This window comes from Streptomyces sp. 3330 (assembly GCF_031456635.1).
GTDB lineage: Bacteria > Actinomycetota > Actinomycetes > Streptomycetales > Streptomycetaceae > Streptomyces.
Window position 1 is genome coordinate 144,801 of record NZ_JAVDVA010000012.1, and the last position, 18,409, is coordinate 163,209.

The window sequence follows — 18,409 nt, forward strand, 5'->3', positions numbered from 1 at the left end:
GGCGGGAGCGCGGTCCCTCAGAACGTCTGGAGCGTCACGAGCGTGATCCGGGGGGCGTCCCGCGGCCCCTCCACCTCGATCCGCACCCGCTGCCCCGGCCGCAGCAGCCGCAGTCCGCCCGCGTCGAACGCCGGCGCGTCGAAGGGCACCGGGGTGCCGTCGTCCAGCAGCACCTGCCCGCTGCGGGTGTCGGGATCGTACGTGTATGCGGTCGCCTGCATGGCGGCAGCCTACTGCCCCGGGATCAACAACTGCGCCGCGGCGGCGGCCGTCCGGGGACCCACCCCCAGGGACAGCGCCGCGCGCAGGTCCTCGCCGGTGTCCACGTCCTGGCGAACCGAGTCCACCCCCTCCGGGCGCAGTTCCACCGCCCCCGAGGCGCGGTGCCGGGCGCGGGAATCCGTGCCGAATGCGGGAAGCAATTCACGGCCGGCGCCGACGGCGAGAAGCGTGGTGCCGATCGCGGCCGCGTCCGGAAGAAAAGAGCGGGGGAATTCACCGGCCGCGTCCAGAACCCGGGCCAATTCCGACGGCCGCAGGGCCGGCAGATCGGCGTTGAGGGCCGCGAGCGGCGCATCGGGACGGACGGCGCGTACGGCGGCGGCCCCGTGGGCCAGGGCGGCGTTGAGGCCGCCGCGCGGCTCGTCGGCGACGATCCGGGCGCCCAGGGCCGCCAGCACCCGTCCGGCCAGGGCGTCGTCCGTGACTACTGCCACATCCCGCACCGCGGGGGAGGCCAGGGCGGCGGCCACGGTGTCCTCGGCGAAGGCGAGAGCGAGACCCGGGCGGAGTCCGTCGGTGGCGGTGTCCGCGAGCCTGCTCTTGGCCAGCGCCAAGGGCTTCAGGGGTATGACCAAGGTCCACTGCACCGGCGTACCGTCCCTCTCGTGTCGCGGACATTGTCACCCGGCCCATCCGCCGGTCGGACGCGCGGGCGTACCGTGTTCTCGACAGACCGGCGGCCCGGGGCGACACTTGTGCGGCCCCCAGGCCCCGGAGCAGGCCATGGGAAGTCCTAGAGGAAGGTGTCCGCGTGCCCCGCCGCAGAATCGGCTTCTGGTACCGCTTCGCTGCGGTCCTCTGCAAACCCTGGCTGGTGGTTCTGATCAAGCGGGACTGGCGCGGAATGGAGCATATTCCGGCCGACGGCGGCTTTATCACCGCGGTGAACCACAATTCGCATGTCGATCCCTTCGCCTACGCGCACTTCCAGTACAACAGCGGACGCGTGCCGCGATTCCTGGCGAAGAGCGGTCTTTTCAAGGAGGGATTCGTCGGCGCCGCGATGCGGGGCACCGGGCAGATCCCCGTCTACCGCGAGAGCACGGACGCGCTGAGCGCCTTCCGGGCCGCGATCGACGCCGTGGAGCGCGGCGAGTGCGTCGCGTTCTACCCCGAGGGCACCCTGACCCGCGATCCCGACGGCTGGCCCATGACCGCCAAGACCGGTGCCGCGCGCGTCGCCCTGCAGACCAAGTGCCCGGTGATCCCGGTCGCCCAGTGGGGCGCCAACGAACTGCTGCCGCCCTACGCCAGGAAGCCCAACCTCCTTCCGCGCAAGACCCACCACGTGCTGGCGGGCCCGCCCGTGGACCTCACGCGGTTCTACGGCCACGAGATGACCCCGGAACTCCTCAAGGAGGCGACGGAGGTCATCATGGCGGCCGTCACCGCCCAGCTGGAGGAGATCCGCGGCGAGAAGGCGCCCGCGACGCCCTACGACCCGCGTCGCGAGCGGATCGAGCAGCGCCGCCGCACCCGTGCGCAGACCGGCGCGGGGTCCGCCGCGGAGGCCCGCGCGCAATCCGGTGCCGACGACGCCGCCGGGACCGACGGCGCGGTGTCCGGACGCGGGCGGAGCAGCACCGCGAACACCAGTCACGAGGGGGAGAACAGCAAGTGAGCAAGTCCGTGAAGGCGGCCGTCTTCGGTACCGGATCATGGGGGACCGCCTTCGGCACGGTCCTCGCCGACGCGGGCTGCGAGGTGACGCTGTGGGCACGCCGCCCCGAGCTCGTCGACGCGGTCAACTCCACGCGCACCAACCCCGACTACCTTCCCGGTGTCGAACTCCCGCGCAACCTGCGCGCCACCGCCGACGCGGCCGAGGCCGCCCGGGACGCCGACTTCACCGTCCTCGCGGTCCCCTCGCAGACCCTGCGCGCCAACCTCGCCGAGTGGACGCCGCTGCTCGCGCCGAACACCGTCCTGGTGTCGCTGATGAAGGGCGTCGAGCTCGGTACGACCATGCGGATGAGCGAGGTCGTCGACGACGTCGCCAAGGTGGGCCAGGACCGGATCGCCGTCGTCACGGGGCCCAACCTCGCGCGGGAGATCGCCTCCCGGATGCCCGCCGCCGCCGTGGTCGCCTGCACCGACGAGGCCGTCGCGCAGCGGCTCCAGGCCGCCTGCCACACGCCGTACTTCCGCCCGTACACGAACACCGACGTGGTGGGCTGCGAACTGGGCGGCGCGGTCAAGAACGTGATCGGCCTCGCGGTCGGCATCGCGGACGGCATGGGCCTCGGCGACAACGCCAAGGGCTCGCTGATCACACGCGGCCTCGCCGAGACCACCCGACTGGGCCTGGCGATGGGCGCGGACCCGCTGACCTTCGCCGGACTCGCCGGGCTCGGTGACCTGGTGGCGACCTGCTCCTCGCCGCTCTCGCGCAACCACACCTTCGGCACCAACCTCGGCAAGGGCATGACCCTCCAGGAGACCATCGCGGTCACCCGGCAGACCGCCGAGGGCGTCAAGTCCTGCGAGTCGGTGCTGGATCTGGCCCGTCGGCACGGCGTCGACATGCCGATCACCGAGACGGTCGTCGGCATCGTCCACGAGGGCAAGCCGCCGGTGGTCGCCCTCAAGGAGCTGATGTCGCGCAGCGCGAAGCCCGAGCGACGCTGAGCGAACCCGGTGGGCGGACGCTGACTCCCGGCCCTACCACCGGGTACTCTCATGCCGATATGAGCACCGAGAACCTCCCCCAGAGCCCTCAGCAGCCCGTCCGCAAGCCGCGGGTGGCCGTTGTCTTCGGCGGTCGCAGCTCCGAGCACGGGATCTCCGTGGTCACGGCCGGCGCGGTCCTGCGGGCCATCGACCGGACCAAGTACGAGGTCCTGCCGATCGGCATCACGCGTGAGGGCCGCTGGTACCTCACCGCCGACGCCCCCGAGCGCATGGCGATCACCGACCGCCGTACGCCCGACGTGGACGAACTCGCCGAGTCGCGGGACGGCGGCGTGGTGCTCCCCGTCGACCCCGCCAACCGCGAAGTCGTCTACTACGAGCCGGGATCGGTGCCCAAGGCGCTCGGCGAGGTCGACGTCGTCTTCCCGGTCCTGCACGGCCCGTACGGCGAGGACGGCACCCTGCAGGGTCTGCTGGAGCTCTCCGGCGTCCCGTACGTGGGCGCGGGCGTGCTCGCCTCGGCCGTCGGCCAGGACAAGGAGTACATGAAGCGGGTGTTCACCTCCTTCGGGCTCAAGGTGGGCCCGTACGTGGTGATCCGGCCGCGCGAGTGGGCGCAGGACGAGGCGGCGGCCCGCAAGAAGATCGTCGACTTCGCCGGCGACCACGGCTGGCCGCTCTTCGTGAAGCCCGCGCGCGCGGGCTCGTCCATCGGCATCACCAAGGTCGACGACCTGTCCGGGCTCGACGAGGCGATCGCCGAGGCTCAGCGTCACGACCCGAAGATCCTGGTCGAGGCGGCGCTGCGGGGCCGCGAGATCGAGTGCGGCGTCCTGGAGTTCGAGGACGGCCCCCGTGCCTCCGTCCCGGCCGAGATCCCGCCGCCGGACGCGCACGCCTACTACGACTTCGACGCCAAGTACATCGACTCCACCCCGGGGATCGTCCCGGCGCCGCTGACGGACGAGGAGACGGCGGAGGTCCGCAGGCTGGCGGTGGAGGCCTTCGAGGCGGCGTCCTGCGAGGGCCTGGTCCGGGCGGACTTCTTCCTCACGGACGAGGGCGACTTCGTCATCAACGAGATCAACACGATGCCCGGCTTCACCCCGATCTCGATGTACCCGCAGATGTGGCAGGCGACCGGCATCGGCTACCCCGAGCTGGTGGACCGCCTCGTCCAGGCGGCCCTGCGCAGGTCCACCGGCCTGCGCTGAACCGGGCCCCCACCAGGTCCCGTCCTAGTCGGCGATCCCCTCGGGGATCGCCTTCTTCACGGAGGGCGCCAGGTCGACGAGCGGCGCCAGGCCGTCGCCCGCGCGGTCCTCCGGGATCGTCACCTCGACGTACGCCCTGCGCAGGGTGGTGGTGAAGCGGAACGCCCCGCCGTCCTGCTCCTCCATCATCCACCCCACGCCGTCCACCTCGACCCCGTCCGCGCTTCCGTCGCTCATCTTCGCGGGTCGTTCCACACCGCAGCGCAGTATGATCGCCGGGTTCCCCCAGCCCGCGGTCAGCGCGGACGCGGGTGAGGGATCCCCGCGGTCGAGGTCGTCCACGGTGGACGGCAGCGCCTCGTCCAGGTTTCGGCACAGCTTGGTGACCGATGCCGAGGGGCTGGGAACCGCCGGAGACGAGTCACCGTCTGCTGAGGAGCAGCCCACCGCAAGCAGCAGCAGGGCGAGTGAGGGCAGGCCGAGCGGCCGGTGACGGAAAAGGTTCACCGGCCAAGGTTAGACGGGGGCTACAGATGCACGACCGGGCAGGTCAGGGTGCGGGTGATCCCGTCCACCTGCTGGACCTTGGCGACCACCATGCGGCCGAGGTCGTCCACCGTGTCGGCCTGGGCCCGCACGATCACGTCATAAGGTCCCGTCACGTCCTCGGCCTGGACGACGCCAGGGATTTTGCCGATCTCCTCGGCGACGGTCGACGCTTTGCCGACCTCGGTCTGGATCAGGATGTACGCCTGTACCACGGAACCTCCAGGGCGGCCACGAGGATCATGTGGGGAAAAGGAACGCCACGGTATCGCGTCGCCGCTCGCCGCGGGGAGACCTGCGCGAACCACGGCTCGCGCGCCGGGGTGCGGGCAGGACAGAAGTTGACGGCTGACTCGACCGTATCGAGGACACTGGTTACGCGCGACCGGGCACGGACAGGTACAGAAGGGGCGAAAGGGCAATGAAGGGCACTGTTGGTGAGCTCGGGGAGTTCGGGCTCATCAGGGAGCTCACCTCCCGTCTCACCACCACCCCCGCGGTACGGGTCGGCCCCGGCGACGACGCCGCGGTGGTCGCCGCGCCCGACCGCCGGGTCGTCGCCAGCACCGACATCCTGCTGGAGGGCCGGCACTTCCGCCGCGACTGGTCCACGGCCTACGACGTGGGCCGCAAGGCCGCCGCGCAGAACCTCGCCGACATCGCCGCCATGGGCGCGGTGCCGACCGCCCTGCTGCTCGGCCTCGTGGTGCCCGCCGAACTGCCGGTCACCTGGCCGTCCGAGATGATGGACGGCCTGCGCGACGAGTGCCAGGTCGCCGGCGCCTCCGTGGTCGGCGGCGACGTCGTACGCGGCGACACGATCATGGTGTCGATCACCGCGCTCGGCGACCTGCGCAACCACGAGCCGGTCACCCGGGGCGGCGCCCAGCCCGGCGACCTCGTCGCGGTGACCGGCTGGCTGGGCTGGTCCGCCGCCGGGTACGCGGTCCTCTCCCGCGGCTTCCGCTCGCCCCGCGCCTTCGTCGAGGCCCACCGCCGCCCCGAGCCGCCGTACCACGCGGGTCCGGCGGCCGCCGGGCTCGGCGCGACGGCGATGTGCGACGTCAGCGACGGGCTCATCGCCGACCTCGGGCACATCGCCGAGGCCAGCAAGGTCCGTATCGACATCCGCTCCGGCGCCATCGACATCCCCACCCAGATGAACGACATCGGGCAGGCCGTCGGCGTCGACCCCATCCAGTGGGTGCTGACCGGGGGAGAGGACCACGCGATCGTGGCGACCTTCCCGCCGGACGTGAAACTGCCCGCCCGCTGGAAGGTGATCGGCGAGGTCCTCAACCCGTCCGCGCTGCCCCAGGTGACGGTCGACGGGGCTCCCTGGACCAGCAAGGGCGGCTGGGACCACTTCGGGGACATGGAGTCGTGAGCGCGCTCGGGACCCCGCCCCGGGTGCTGACCGTCGCCGGCTCCGACTCCGGCGGCGGGGCCGGGATCCAGGCCGACCTCAAGACGATGCTCGCGCTCGGCGTGCACGGCATGAGCGTGATCACGGCGGTCACCGCGCAGAACTCCCTGGGCGTGCAGGGGGCTTGGGAACTCCCGGCGGAGGCGGTACGCGCCCAGTACCGCAGCGTCGTCGACGACATCGGCGTCCGGGCGGTGAAGACGGGCATGCTCGCCTCCGCCGAACTCGTCGAGACCGTCGCCGAGTTGCTCACGGGCACCGGCGCTCCCGTCGTCGTCGACCCGGTCGGGGTCTCCAAGCACGGCGACCCGCTGCTGGCCGCCTCCGCGCTGGACTCCGTACGCACGAAACTGCTCCCGGTCGCCACCGTCGCCACCCCGAACCTCGACGAGGTGGCCCAACTGACGGGCGTACGGGTCGAGTCGGAGGAGCAGCTGCGGGACGCGGCGGCCGCCGTGCTGGCGTACGGCCCGCGCTGGGCGCTCATCAAGGGCGGCCATCTCCCCGGCGCCGCCGTCGACCTGCTGACGGACGGGGACGAGGAGCACTGGCTGCGGGCGCCGCGCCACGACAACCGGCACACGCACGGCACCGGGTGCACCCTCGCGTCCGCGATCGCGGCGCAGCTGGCGAAGGGGAACTCCGTGCCGGAGGCGGTGGCGGCGGCCAAGCGCTATGTCACCGGGGCGATCGCCGCCGGGTTCCCGCTCGGCGCGGGCCTCGGCCCCGTGGACCACGGCTGGGATCTCACCCGGGGTACGACCGGAGCCTGATGCCGGTCGCGGCCTTCTCCTGTACGGCGCTCAGCCGCAACTCGCCGAGCCGGGCCCGCTCGGCGTGCGCGTCGGGGAGGTCGGGCAGGGCCGGGCCGCGCCAGAGGACGAGGGCCTCGCGCGGCAGGGTGGCCGCCCGGGCAGGGTTCCCGGCGGCGAGAGCGGACCGCCCGCGGGGCCGGTCAGCCGCTCGAAGCGGTGGACGTCCACGGCGTCGGGCACAACGGCGAGCCGGTAGCCCGCGGCGGTGGCCTCGGTCTCGGCGTGCGGGGCCAGGCGGCGGCGCAGCCGGGAGATCTGGGACCGGAGCGCGTTGCCCGCTCCGGAGGGCGGCGCGGCGCCGTACGGACCGCCGGTCAGGCGCTCCACGGAGACACCGTGGCCGGCCTCCCTCAGCAGGAGGCTGACCAGGGCGCGGGGACGGGGGCCGCCGGGGTCGACGGGGGTGCCGTCGCCGGTGCGGAGGTCGAGGGTGCCCAGGATGCCGAAGGGCATTCCCCGGAGTCTGGCGGCCGGCGGGAGCCGGGGCGCCCGGATTGCGGGCCCGCGGATTGCGGGCGCCGGGGCTGCGGGCGCCGGGGTCGCGGGCGCCCGGCTTCCGGGCACAGCAGAAAGCCGGCCCACCTGGGTGGACCGGCTCTATGCAGCGAACCAGCAGTGGCCGCGCGCGTTGGGGGTCCCCCCGGCCCGATCGGAGTCGGGAATGGGGGGATGAGGGTCAGCGCGAGACCTTGCCGGCCTTGATGCACGAGGTGCAAGCGTTCACGCGCTTCGGCGTCCCGCCGACCACGGTACGGACGCGCTGGATGTTCGGGTTCCAGCGACGGGACGTACGGCGGTGCGAGTGCGAGATGTTGTTGCCGAAGCTCGGCCCCTTGCCACAGACGTCGCAGTTGGCAGCCACGGGTCACTCCAAAGACTTCAGATGCACTTACGGATGATCCCGGCATGCCGGGATCAGGATCTAGGATCTGAGTGGCGCTGCCAGGGGGATGGCCCGATGCGGATCGGGCAACCGGAGCAGCATACAACGACTGCGCCAGTGCAACGAAACTACCATGGCTGCTCAGGGGCCTGCCCCCACGCCCCGGTCGGCCCCGCCCGCTCCCGTCCGGCCCGCTTTCCGGCGGACACCGGCCCGGGGTCTACGCTGCGTCCAGTCCAGCAGCTCGAGGAGGCGCAGGTGGCGCAGGTGCCGCAGACATTCTTCGATGCTCTCGCGGTGCGCACCTGGTGCGGCCTGGCGCTCACGGCGCTGGGACGGGCACGCGAGGAGATCGACGCGATCAACGTCTATCCGGTCGCGGACGGGGACACCGGCACCAACCTGTACCTGACGGTCGAGTCCGCGACGACCGCCGTCGAGGCGGTGTTCGCCGGCTACGAGCTCGGCTACGAGACCGGTTCCCGTGCCGATTCCGGCTCCTCCGCCGCCGGGAAGCCCTCCCTCGCCGACGCCGCGCGCGCGATGGCGCACGGCGCGCTCATCGGGGCGCGCGGGAACTCGGGGACGATCCTCGCGCAGCTGCTGCGCGGCATGGCCCAGGTGCTCACCGCCGAGGGTGAGACCCCTCACACCGACGGGGACGGGCTGGGCCTGGCCCTGCGGCACGCCGCCGACTCCGCCCGTCAGGCCGTCGCCCACCCCGTCGAGGGCACCGTGCTGTCGGTCGCCACGGCCGCCGCCGAGGCGGCGGAGGGAGCCGAGGGGGACTGCGGGACGGTCGCCAGGGCGGCCTACCAGGGGGCGTGCGCGGCGCTCGCCGCCACCCCGGGTCAGCTGGCCGTCCTGGAGCACGCCGGAGTGGTGGACGCGGGCGGCCGGGGGCTGGTCGCGGTCCTCGCGGCGCTGGTGGAGACGTTCACGGGGGAGGCGCCGGAGCTCTCGGGCGCCGTGTCGGCGTCCGCCGCCGCGGCCGCCGCCCACGGGCGCGTGCGGGCGGCGCGGGACGCGGACTGCGCGGACGACGGGCCGGTCGACGAGGCAGGCGGGGGTGCCGAGGGCGCCGGTCGCGGCGACGGCGGCGAGAGCGGTCCCGCCTTCGAGGTGATCTATCTGCTGGAGGCCGAGGACCCGGCCGTGGCGCGGCTGCGGCAGCGGCTGGACGCCCTGGGCGACTCCCTGGTCGTGGTCGGCGGCGACGGCCTGTGGAACGTCCACGTGCACGTGGACGACGCGGGCGCCGCCGTGGAGGCGGGCGTCGAGGCGGGCCGGCCGTACCGGATCCGCATCACCCACTTCGGCGCCGACGACGCGCACACGCGCGGTGGCGAGCGTGCCCCGCGCGAGCGGGTCCAGCGGGCGGTCGTCGCCGTGGTGCCCGGGGAGGGTCTGGCCGGGCTGTACGCCGAGGCGGGCGCGACCACCGTGCTCGCGCGCCCCGGTGAGCCGCCCGCCAGCGGGGAACTCGTCGAGGCCGTACGACGGGCGCACGCGCGGGAGGTCGTGCTGCTGCCCAACGACGCCGATCTGCGGCACACCGCCGCCGCGGCCGCCGAGCAGGCCCGTACGGAGGGCATCCGGGTGGCGCTGATCCCCACCCGGTCTGCGGTCCAGGGGATCGCGGCGCTGGCCGTGCACGAGCCGGACCGCCGCTTCGACGAGGACGTCGTCTCCATGACCTCCGCGGCGGGCGCCACCCGCTACGCCGAGATCACCGTCGCCGAACGCCAGTCGTGGACCATGGCCGGGATCTGCCAGGCCGGTGACGTCCTCGGGCTGATCGACGGCGACGTGGCCGTCATCGGCCCCGATGTCGTCGCGGCCGCCGAGACCGTCCTGAACCGCATGCTGGCCGCGGGCGGTGAACTCGTCACCCTCGTACTCGGCGACGAGGCCCCCGAAGGCGTCGCCGAGCACCTGGAGGCACGGGTGCGAGAGGCCTACCTCGCCGTGGACACGGTGGTGTACCGGGGCGGACGGCAGGGTGCGCTGGTGCTGATCGGGGTGGAGTAGGGACGCGGACCGGGGGTGGGCGGCGGCTCAGCGGTCCTTCTGCTCCTCCGCCGCCTGCAGCAACTGCTCCGCCTCGGCCCGCCGCGCCCGCACCGTCTCGTCCTCCCCTTCCCCTTCCTCACCGCCGACATCGGTGGCGGCGTCGTCGGGGGCGTCGGCGTAGGCCCGCAGCACCGCACGCGCGCGTGCCGCGGCCGCCGAGGGGCGTCCGAGGTCGGTCTCCAGCCAGCCCGCGGCCAGCTCCGCGCCGGTCCGGGCGTGCACCGCGCCCTCGCCCAGGGCGACGAACACCGCGACGGCCTCGCCCATCTGGGAGAGCGCCTCGTCCAGGGTGGCCCGGATCGAGTCGTCGTCGGCGTCCTCGGCGGCGGAACGGGCGAGCAGATCCCCGAACTGGCGGTGGGTGTGGCCGAGTTCGGAGACGAGCCGCAGCCGCGCCTCGTCGTCGTCCGCCACGTCGAACGCGTCCGCGCACTCCTCCACGGCACGGGTCATCAGGTCGCGGGCCGTGTCCGTCCCGTCCTCGGTGCGCAGGGCCAGCCACGCGCGGGCGCGCAGCGAGCGGACGAGCCCGTGGACATTGCCGAGGCCGCGCCACAGTTCTCCCGCGCGCGTGTAGGCCCGGTCCGCCTCGGTGGGCAGACCGGCCTGACCGAGCGACTCGGCGGCCAGGTGGGCGAGGGTCGCGTGGTCGTGCTGCTCGGGCCACTGCCGGGCGATCTCGGCGGCCTGGAGCCGGCGTTCGGCGGCGTCCCGGTGCTCCCCGAGCTCGCTCAGACAGTCCCCCAGCCACCACTGCGTCTGGACGACCGCGCCGTCGCCGTGGGTCTCGACCGTCAGCTCCGCCAGCGCGGACTCCAGCACCTCCGCGGCCTCGGCCCAGCGGCCCTGCAGCACGAGGAACCCGCCGAGCTGGTGCCGTGCCCACGCGCCGAGCGTGGGGCCCGCACCCGCCTCGTCCGCCCAGTGCGCCGCCTCCAGGGCGTGCTCCGAGGCCTCCTCGGCCTCCCCCCGGCCCCCGACGACCTCGGCGAGCTGGAGGTGCAGCTGGGCCCGCCCGATCGCCTCCAGGTACGGTCCGCCGTGCTCCAGGGCGGCCCGCAGCGCGCGCTCCGCCTCCCTCATGTCACCCAGCTCGTGGGCGAGACCGGCCAGCCGGGCCTCGTACTCCACGGCGAACCACGGCAGCCCCGCCTCGACGAACTCCGCCGCGGCCCGCGCGAACAGCTCCGCGCCCCCCTGCGGGTTCCCGGAGTGCGTCGCCAGCTCGGCGAGCATCGCGTGGCCCTCGGCGACCCGGGCGGCGAGCCGTACATCGGTCCCCGCGCGCCCGTCGACGAGCGCCAGCAGCTCCCGTACCGCCGCCTCCGCCCCCGCCAGGACCGCCTCGTCGACGACCTCGCCCTCGGCCTCGTGGACGCGCCGCATCAGGATCCGCGCCCGGCCCATCAGCACGCCGGCCGCTTGCGGCACCCCCGTCTCGCCCTCGGCGTACAGCGCGAGGACCCGGTCGTACGGGTCTGCGACCGCCGCGAGGGCCTCGTCGATCTCGCCGGCCAGCGCCCGGACGTACGCCGCACGCGCGCGTGCGGCGAGGGCTTCCCCGGGGTCGCCCGCCCGCGCGTACAGCTCGGCGGCCCGCTCGAACGCCTCGGCGCCGTCCGGGCCGAGGCCTATCGCCGCGTGGTCGGCGATCTCCGCGCGGTCACGCGCCGCCAGCTCGACGCCTTCCGCCTCCTCGGCCAGCCGGGCCACCCGCGCCCACGCCTCGACGGCGTGCGGCTGGAGCGTCTCGGACAGCCGCTGGGCCTCCGCGAGCAGCACCGCCAGGTCCGGTGCGGCGGCGGCCTCCTGAACCGGCGCCGGCGCCGGGGCGGCGGGTCCGGGCGCCGCCGCGGCCACGGCGGAGGCGGTACGGGCCGCCCGCACCCCCAGGGGCAGCCGCTCCACCAAGGGCCGTTGCGTCATCCGCGCGCGTGCCCGCTCGCTGACGTGCGAGGTGCCGTTGCGCTCGTCGAAGCGCGCGGCCAGCGCGAGGGCCTCCGCGCGCGCGTGCTCCGCGAGTTCCGCGGCGGTCCACTCCCGCCCGGCCGGCCCCGGCACCCGCTGACCGGCGAGACCCCGCTCGGTCAGCCGCTCCATGAGCAGCACGACCACGCTCAGGAACTCCAGCTTGCTGTGCGGATGCCCCTCGTCCGTGAAGTACGCCGGCCGCTCCGCGAGCAGCTCCAGGCCCCGCGCCTCGTTGCCGGTCAGCGCGCAGAACTCGACGTGGTCGGCGTAGGCGCCCCGCATGCTCTCCATGGACCGCACCAGCCGGAAGCCCCGCAGATGGTGCGCGCGGGCCTCCTCCAGGCGGTCGAGCCGGAGCAACGGCAAGAGGGACGACGCGAGCACCGTGTGCGGCTCGTGCGCGCACGTGTACTCGCCCTCCAGGACCGGCGCCCACAGCGCGAGCGCCTCCTCGTCACGGCCCCGCTCCGCCCGCCACCAGCCCTGCCCGTGCAGCTCGCAGGCGTGACAGTCGGCCATGGCGTCCCGGTCCGCGGCCAGCCAGGCGGAGAACGCCCGCTCCGCCCGCTCCACGTCGCCCACGTGCGCCGCCACGCTGAACTCGGCGCTGCGCACCGCCCGCGCGGAGTGCCCGGCGAGCCGGTAGCGGTGCTCCATCTCGCCGAGCCACTTCTCCACCGACGCCAGCGGCACGTGCGGCTGGTCGAGCATGCCGGCCGACATCCACTTGAAGACCCAGTGCAGCGAGTGCGTCTCGTACTCGTCGAAGTCCTCGGGCCGCTCGTCCCACATGCGCAGCAGCCGCGCGAACGGGACGAACATCTTCGCCTTCTCGGAGCTGTAGTTGTAGACCTTCAGCTGGTGCCCGAGCGCCTCGATCACGGCGAGCGGGACGGCGAGCCTCTCGGCCTCCACCAGCAGCTGCTCCGCGCGCGCGTTGCGGGCCGGGCCCTCCGGCTGCTCGCCGTTCTCCGCCATCGCCCGGCGGAGGGAGTCGAAGTCCGTGATCTCGCCCATCAGTGACCGCCTTGTTCCTCTGTCGGCTCCCCGGGTGCCGACTCCCCGTGCGTGGCCCATTCCAGCAGGCCGATGAACGCCCGGTTCAGCAGCGCCGAGTCCGCGGGCCGCAGCGGGCGTTGCGCCATCAGCAGCGCCTGCCCGTACAGCGACTCCGCGGCGGTGCCGATCAGCTCGGGATCGTTCAGCGAACTGATCCGCCGTACCAGCGGGTTGAGATGGTTGAGCACCAGACGCGCGCGCGGGGCGCTCCCGCGCAGCGAGCCCAGGATGCCCGCCCACAGGTCGTCGGCCTGCGCCTCGGCCTGCGCGCGCGCCTGCTCGTGCCGGGCCCCCCGGTCGTCGAGGTGCAGCGCGGGCACCGACAACGGGTGGAAGGCCCGCAGGACGACATCGCAGCCCAGCGGGTCGAGCTTCGCCCGCGCGGCCGCCAGGAAGCCCGCGAGCGCCAGCTCGTCGGCCGCGGCGACGGTGTCCAGATGGGCGGTCACGGTGTCCGCGTCCAGCTCGGCGACCACCGTCCCCGGCCGCACCGAAGGCAGCGCCTCGACCAGCTCGCCGTCGTAGGTGTAGCCGCCGTTGACCACCCCGATGCCCTGCGCGGACGCGATCGGCGCGACCTGCCGGTACTCCTCCACGGTCCGTGTGAAGTGCACCACCGGGTGCCGCCGCGCGAACTCCTCCAGCGACAGCCGCCCGTCGGTCGTCTCGAAGGGCAGCCAGGGCAGCATCGTGCGCAGCATCTCCTCGTCGTGCCGCGCCAGCGACTTCACGCCCAGGTGGTGCACCTCCAGGAAGGCCGCCAGCCGGTGCGGATCACCGGCCGCCAGCCCCGTCAGCCACGATCGGATCCGCTCTCCCAGCGCCTCCCGCACCGCCGCCAGCGTCTCGTCCTCGTACAGCGACTCCCGCGAGGCCGTCGGCCGCAGGCTGTCGGTGTCCAGGACGCAGCGCACGAAGAACGCCCAGTCGGGCAGCAGCTGTTCGCCCCGCTCCGTCAGCAGCATCCCCTTGAGGTGCACCCGGTGACCGGCCCGCTGCGCCGGGCTGACCGCCGACGGCAGCACGTACGCCACCCCGCGCACCCCCGCCACCGGAAGGTCCAGCTCCACCGAGTCCAACGGCGTGAACCCGAACACCTCGTGACAGTGCCGCGCCAGCGCCACCCGCCGGTTGGCGGGGGAGGGGTAGGGCCGGTTCCAGGGCGCCGGCAGATCGGTGACCGCCTCGTCGCCGACCCGGACGTCGTACGGCAGCAGCGATCCGAAGTGCCGGGCCAGCGCCAGCACCCGCTGCTCCGAGAGCCACTCGGCGGCGCCCGCCCGCGCCACCAGGTGCACGGTGGTGCCCGGCTCGGGCCGCTCCTCGTGGGGCAGGGTCCGCACGGTGTACGAGCCGTCGTCGCGTGCCGTCCACTCCACCGGCGGCGCCTCCGGCGTGCGGGCGCTGCGGCTGACCACACGGATCCGTTCGGCCACCACGAAACAGGCCAGCAGTCCGATCCCGAACTGCCCGAGGAAGTCCGAACGGACGTCCTGGAGCCCCTCGGCGCGCTTGGAGCTGCGCCCGATCGTCGCCAGCAGGCTGTGCACGTCGGCCTCGGTGAGCCCGACGCCGGAGTCCTCCACCCGCAGCCGGCCGTCGGCCGCGAACAGCCGCACGCGCGCCGGGGCGTCGGACTCCTCGGCCCGCCGGGCGGTGATCGCGTCCACGGCGTTCTGCAGAAGTTCGCGCAGGTAGACCTTGGGACTGGAATAGAGGTGATGCGACAGCAGGTCCACCAGGCCACGCAGGTCGACCTGGAACGTGTGAGGCGGCTGAGGTGCCTGGGATGACGGTGAGGTCTGGGAGTCCATCGCTGCTGCGCCGCGGGCTGGGGGAGGAGCACGGCGCGGGGTCGGGCGGTCCCGGTGGGGCGGTGACCGCGGATGATGGCCGGAGCGCGTCATCCTAGAGCCCGAACGAGCCGCCTGACCAGGGGTTTCGGGACACATATACGGCAATGTCAGTGGCGTGGTGTGCAATGGATCTCGTGCCCGCACGGAAAGAACCACTGGAACAGCCACTGAAGTCAGTGCTCGGCCCCGCCACCGCGAAGGTGATGGCCGAGCACCTCGGCCTGCACACCGTCGGCGACCTCCTGCACCACTACCCCCGCAGATACGAGGAGCGCGGCCAGCTCACCCACCTCGCCGACCTCCCCATGGACGAGCACGTCACCGTGGTCGCGCAGGTCGCCGACGCCCGTCTGCACAGCTTCGCCTCGGCCAAGGCGCCCCGGGGCAAGGGCCAGCGCCTGGAGGTGACCATCACCGACGGGAGCGGCCGGCTCCAGCTGGTCTTCTTCGGCAGCGGCGTCCACAAGCCGCACAAGGAGCTCCTGCCGGGCACGCGCGCGATGTTCTCCGGCAAGGTCTCGGTCTTCAACCGCCGCCTCCAGCTGGCCCATCCGGCCTACGAACTGCTGCGGGCCGACACGGACGAATCGGTGGAGACCTGGGCCGGCGCCCTCATCCCGCTCTACCCCGCCACCGCGAAACTGGAGTCCTGGAAGATCGGCAAGGCGATCCAGACCGTCCTGCCCGCCGCTCAGGAGGCGCTCGACCCCCTCCCGGACTCGCTGCGCGACGGCCGGGGCCTGGTCTCCCTGCCCGAGGCCCTGCTGAAGATCCACCGCCCGCACACCAAGGCGGACATCGCCGACGCCCGCGCCCGGCTGAAGTGGGACGAGGCCTTCGTGCTCCAGGTCGCCCTCGCCCGCCGCCGCCACGCCGACGCACAGCTGCCGGCCGTCCCGCGCGCGCCCGCCGCCGACGGCCTGCTGACCTCGTTCGACGCCCGTCTCCCCTTCACCCTCACCGAAGGCCAGCAGAAGGTCTCGAAGGAGATCTTCGACGACCTGGCGACGGACCATCCGATGCACCGGCTGCTCCAGGGCGAGGTGGGTTCGGGCAAGACCCTGGTCGCCCTCCGCGCCATGCTCGCCGTGGTCGACGCGGGCGGACAGGCCGCCATGCTCGCCCCCACCGAGGTCCTCGCCCAGCAGCACCACCGCTCCGTCGTCGAGATGATGGGCGAGCTGGCCGAGGGCGGCATGCTGGGCGGCTCCGACCGGGCCACCAAGGTCGTGGTGCTGACCGGGTCCATGGGCACGGCCGCCCGCAGGCAGGCGCTGCTCGATCTCGTCACCGGCGAGGCCGGCATCGTGATCGGCACGCACGCGCTGATCGAGGACAAGGTCCGCTTCCACGACCTCGGCCTGGTCGTCGTCGACGAACAGCACCGCTTCGGCGTCGAACAACGCGACGCGCTGCGCAGCAAGGGCAAGCAGCCCCCGCACCTGCTCGTCATGACGGCCACGCCCATCCCGCGCACCGTCGCGATGACCGTCTTCGGCGACCTGGAGACCTCGGTCCTCGACCAGCTCCCGGCCGGCCGCTCGCCCATCGCCAGCCATGTCGTCCCCGCCGCCGACAAGCCGCACTTCCTGGCCCGCGCCTGGGAGCGGGTCCGCGAGGAGGTCGGCAACGGCCACCAGGCGTACGTGGTCTGCCCGCGCATCGGCGACGACGTGGACGAGGCCGCCGACGCGAAGAAGGGCGGCAAGGCCAAGAAGAAATCCCCCGAGGACGAGGCCGAGAAGCGCCCCCCGCTCGCCGTCCTCGACATCGCCGACCAGCTCGCCAAGGGCCCTTTGCAGGGCCTCGGGGTCGAGGTCCTGCACGGCCGCATGCCCCCCGACGACAAGGACGCCGTCATGCGCCGCTTCGCCGCGGGCGACACCGACGTCCTGGTCGCCACGACCGTCATCGAGGTCGGCGTCAACGTCCCGAACGCCACCGCGATGGTGATCATGGACGCAGACCGCTTCGGCGTCTCCCAGCTGCACCAGCTGCGCGGTCGTGTCGGCCGCGGCTCGGCGCCCGGCCTGTGCCTGCTGGTCTCCGAGATGCCGGAGGCGAGCGCGGCGCGCCGGCGGCTCGACGCCGTCGCCGCCACCCTCGACGGCTTCGAGCTCTCCCGGATCGACCTCGAACAGCGCCGCGAGGGTGACGTCCTGGGCCAGGCCCAGTCCGGCGCCCGCTCCAGCCTGCGCGTCCTCGCGGTCATCGAGGACGAGGAGGTCATCGCCGAGGCGCGCGAGGAGGCGACCCGTCTGGTCGCCGCCGACCCGGAACTGGCCACCCTGCCCGGCCTGCGCGCGGCCCTGGACGCCCTGCTGGACGAAGAGCGGGAGCAGTACCTGGACAAGGGCTGACCCGAGGCGGTGCGCGGCCGCCCCGGACGCGGGGCCGCCCGGTGCGCGGCGGCCCCGAGGTCCGCGCGCGGCGGTGACGGCCCGCGGCCGCTCCCGCCGGAGCGCACCCGCGCGCCTCCGCCTGCCAGACTGGACGGGCAGCCGCCCCCGAACAAGGACCCGAGATGACCCGCGTGATCGCCGGCGCAGCCGGTGGACGTCGCCTGGCGGTCCCGCCAGGCACCGGCACCCGCCCCACCTCCGACCGCGCACGCGAGGGTCTCTTCTCCACCTGGGAGTCCCTGCTGGGCGGCCCCCTCGACGGCGAACGCGTCCTCGACCTGTACGCGGGCTCCGGCGCCGTGGGCCTGGAGGCCCTCTCCCGGGGCGCGGGCCACACCCTCCTCGTCGAGGCCGACGCGCGGGCCGCCCGCACCATCCGGGAGAACGTGAAGGCGCTCGGCCTGCCCGGCGCCGAGGTCCGGGCCGGCAAGGCCCAGCAGATCGTCCAGACAGCGCCGACGGACCCGTACGACCTGGCCTTCCTCGATCCTCCGTACGCCGTCACGAACGACGATCTTCGGGAGATTCTGCTCACACTCCGCTCGGGGGGCTGGCTCGCGGCCGATGCCCTCGTCACCGTGGAGCGCAGCACCAGAGGCGGGGAGTTCCCCTGGCCGGACGGCTTCGAGGCGCTTCGGGCCCGTCGCTACGGCGAGGGAACGTTTTGGTACGGTCGCGCCGCCTCTACGTGCGAAGACGCACGATGACCGGACTGGAGAGCGAGGGACCACAAGTGCGCCGTGCCGTCTGTCCCGGGTCGTTCGACCCGATCACCAACGGACACCTCGACATCATTTCCCGCGCCTCTCGTCTGTACGACGAGGTCTACGTCGCGGTCATGATCAACAAGGCCAAGAAGGGCCTGTTCGAGATCGACGAGCGGATCGACCTGATCCGCCAGGTCACCGCCGAGTACGGCAACGTCCGGGTCGAGGCCTTCCACGGCCTCCTCGTCGACTTCTGCAAGCAGCGCGACATCCCGGCCATCGTCAAGGGCCTGCGGGCGGTCAGCGACTTCGACTACGAGCTGCAGATGGCCCAGATGAACAACGGCCTGTCGGGCGTCGAGACGCTGTTCGTGCCCACCAACCCCACGTACAGCTTCCTCTCCTCCTCCCTGGTCAAGGAGGTCGCCACCTGGGGCGGCGACGTCTCCCACCTGGTGCCGCCGCAGGTCCTCGAGGCACTGGGCGACCGGCTCAGGAAGGACTGACCCCGGGACCGGTCCGCTGACGGCCCGTCACCCGGTGT

General features: G+C 73.5%; 17 protein-coding genes. 9 read left to right on the forward strand and 8 right to left on the reverse strand.

Annotated elements, in window-relative coordinates:
- Positions 1-17: 17 nt before the first annotated feature.
- Both J2X68_RS21350 and cofC read right to left on the reverse strand, forming a co-directional pair.
- Positions 18-221, reverse strand: a complete 204-nt coding sequence (locus tag J2X68_RS21350; protein ID WP_310434130.1) for a hypothetical protein — start codon at positions 219-221, stop codon at positions 18-20.
- Positions 222-230: 9 nt separating this feature from the next.
- Entirely contained in the window at positions 231-869 is a 639-nt protein-coding gene (cofC, locus tag J2X68_RS21355; RefSeq protein WP_310434131.1) for a 2-phospho-L-lactate guanylyltransferase, read from the reverse strand.
- Between the two features lie 164 nt (positions 870-1,033).
- Here cofC and J2X68_RS21360 point away from each other — a divergent pair, with 164 nt between their 5' ends.
- The 3 genes from J2X68_RS21360 to J2X68_RS21370 are packed head-to-tail and all read left to right on the forward strand — an operon-like array spanning position 1,034 to position 4,127.
- Entirely contained in the window at positions 1,034-1,903 is an 870-nt protein-coding gene (locus J2X68_RS21360; protein WP_310434132.1) for a lysophospholipid acyltransferase family protein, read from the forward strand.
- Complete coding sequence (locus J2X68_RS21365; protein ID WP_310434133.1) at positions 1,900-2,910, forward strand: NAD(P)H-dependent glycerol-3-phosphate dehydrogenase; 1,011 nt, start codon at positions 1,900-1,902, stop codon at positions 2,908-2,910. The genes J2X68_RS21360 and J2X68_RS21365 overlap by 4 nt, the downstream gene beginning before the upstream one ends.
- A gap of 59 nt (positions 2,911-2,969) precedes the next feature.
- Positions 2,970-4,127, forward strand: coding sequence for a D-alanine--D-alanine ligase family protein (locus J2X68_RS21370; RefSeq protein WP_310434134.1), 1,158 nt, complete (start codon positions 2,970-2,972; stop codon positions 4,125-4,127).
- A gap of 24 nt (positions 4,128-4,151) precedes the next feature.
- Here J2X68_RS21370 and J2X68_RS21375 read toward each other — a convergent pair whose 3' ends face one another.
- Both J2X68_RS21375 and J2X68_RS21380 read right to left on the reverse strand, forming a co-directional pair.
- Positions 4,152-4,634, reverse strand: coding sequence for a DUF3515 domain-containing protein (locus tag J2X68_RS21375; protein WP_310434135.1), 483 nt, complete (start codon positions 4,632-4,634; stop codon positions 4,152-4,154).
- 20 nt (positions 4,635-4,654) lie between these two features.
- Positions 4,655-4,888: an Lrp/AsnC family transcriptional regulator gene (locus J2X68_RS21380; protein ID WP_020128743.1), complete on the reverse strand. Its 234-nt coding sequence runs from the start codon at positions 4,886-4,888 to the stop codon at positions 4,655-4,657.
- A gap of 206 nt (positions 4,889-5,094) precedes the next feature.
- Here J2X68_RS21380 and J2X68_RS21385 point away from each other — a divergent pair, with 206 nt between their 5' ends.
- Complete coding sequence (locus tag J2X68_RS21385; protein WP_310434136.1) at positions 5,095-6,060, forward strand: thiamine-phosphate kinase; 966 nt, start codon at positions 5,095-5,097, stop codon at positions 6,058-6,060.
- Positions 6,057-6,872: a bifunctional hydroxymethylpyrimidine kinase/phosphomethylpyrimidine kinase gene (gene thiD, locus J2X68_RS21390; protein ID WP_310434137.1), complete on the forward strand. Its 816-nt coding sequence runs from the start codon at positions 6,057-6,059 to the stop codon at positions 6,870-6,872. Before J2X68_RS21385 ends, thiD begins: the two co-directional genes overlap by 4 nt.
- On the opposite strand, the gene J2X68_RS21395 is transcribed toward thiD, so the two are convergent.
- Together J2X68_RS21395 and rpmB are read right to left on the reverse strand one after the other, a co-directional pair.
- Complete coding sequence (locus J2X68_RS21395) at positions 6,847-7,530, reverse strand: BTAD domain-containing putative transcriptional regulator (protein WP_310434225.1); 684 nt, start codon at positions 7,528-7,530, stop codon at positions 6,847-6,849. The genes thiD and J2X68_RS21395 overlap by 26 nt on opposite strands.
- A gap of 60 nt (positions 7,531-7,590) precedes the next feature.
- Positions 7,591-7,776 (reverse strand): 50S ribosomal protein L28, encoded by a 186-nt coding sequence (gene rpmB / locus J2X68_RS21400; protein ID WP_013000438.1) that lies wholly within the window; start codon positions 7,774-7,776, stop codon positions 7,591-7,593.
- Between the two features lie 279 nt (positions 7,777-8,055).
- Here rpmB and J2X68_RS21405 point away from each other — a divergent pair, with 279 nt between their 5' ends.
- Positions 8,056-9,828: a DAK2 domain-containing protein gene (locus J2X68_RS21405; protein WP_310434138.1), complete on the forward strand. Its 1,773-nt coding sequence runs from the start codon at positions 8,056-8,058 to the stop codon at positions 9,826-9,828.
- Between the two features lie 27 nt (positions 9,829-9,855).
- On the opposite strand, the gene J2X68_RS21410 is transcribed toward J2X68_RS21405, so the two are convergent.
- A complete protein-coding gene (locus J2X68_RS21410) occupies positions 9,856-12,858 on the reverse strand; it encodes a tetratricopeptide repeat protein (RefSeq protein WP_310434139.1) in 3,003 nt (1,000 codons plus the stop codon).
- On the reverse strand, positions 12,858-14,714 hold the full coding sequence (locus tag J2X68_RS21415; RefSeq protein WP_310434140.1) for an HSP90 family protein: 1,857 nt from the start codon (positions 14,712-14,714) through the stop codon (positions 12,858-12,860). The genes J2X68_RS21410 and J2X68_RS21415 overlap by 1 nt, the downstream gene beginning before the upstream one ends.
- A gap of 167 nt (positions 14,715-14,881) precedes the next feature.
- Between J2X68_RS21415 and recG the strand changes: the two genes are divergently transcribed.
- The 3 genes from recG to coaD all read left to right on the forward strand — a co-directional run bounded on the left by recG (position 14,882) and on the right by coaD (position 18,371).
- Complete coding sequence (recG, locus tag J2X68_RS21420; RefSeq protein WP_310434141.1) at positions 14,882-17,116, forward strand: ATP-dependent DNA helicase RecG; 2,235 nt, start codon at positions 14,882-14,884, stop codon at positions 17,114-17,116.
- Between the two features lie 164 nt (positions 17,117-17,280).
- Entirely contained in the window at positions 17,281-17,865 is a 585-nt protein-coding gene (rsmD, locus tag J2X68_RS21425) for a 16S rRNA (guanine(966)-N(2))-methyltransferase RsmD (RefSeq protein WP_310434142.1), read from the forward strand.
- A 26-nt stretch (positions 17,866-17,891) separates the two neighbouring features.
- Entirely contained in the window at positions 17,892-18,371 is a 480-nt protein-coding gene (coaD, locus tag J2X68_RS21430) for a pantetheine-phosphate adenylyltransferase (RefSeq protein ID WP_310434226.1), read from the forward strand.
- The last annotated feature ends 38 nt before the right edge of the window (positions 18,372-18,409 follow it).

What these genes read in the sequence shown, in the direction of transcription:
- J2X68_RS21350 (WP_310434130.1), bottom strand. Translation starts at nt 221, where the DNA reads ATGCAGGCGACCGCATACACGTACGATCCCGACACCCGCAGCGGGCAG.
- J2X68_RS21370 (WP_310434134.1), top strand. Translation starts at nt 2,970, where the DNA reads ATGAGCACCGAGAACCTCCCCCAGAGCCCTCAGCAGCCCGTCCGCAAG.
- J2X68_RS21385 (WP_310434136.1), top strand. Translation starts at nt 5,095, where the DNA reads ATGAAGGGCACTGTTGGTGAGCTCGGGGAGTTCGGGCTCATCAGGGAG.
- J2X68_RS21410 (WP_310434139.1), bottom strand. Translation starts at nt 12,858, where the DNA reads ATGGGCGAGATCACGGACTTCGACTCCCTCCGCCGGGCGATGGCGGAG.
- J2X68_RS21415 (WP_310434140.1), bottom strand. Translation starts at nt 14,714, where the DNA reads ATGGACTCCCAGACCTCACCGTCATCCCAGGCACCTCAGCCGCCTCAC.
- recG (WP_310434141.1), top strand. Translation starts at nt 14,882, where the DNA reads ATGGATCTCGTGCCCGCACGGAAAGAACCACTGGAACAGCCACTGAAG.
- rsmD (WP_310434142.1), top strand. Translation starts at nt 17,281, where the DNA reads ATGACCCGCGTGATCGCCGGCGCAGCCGGTGGACGTCGCCTGGCGGTC.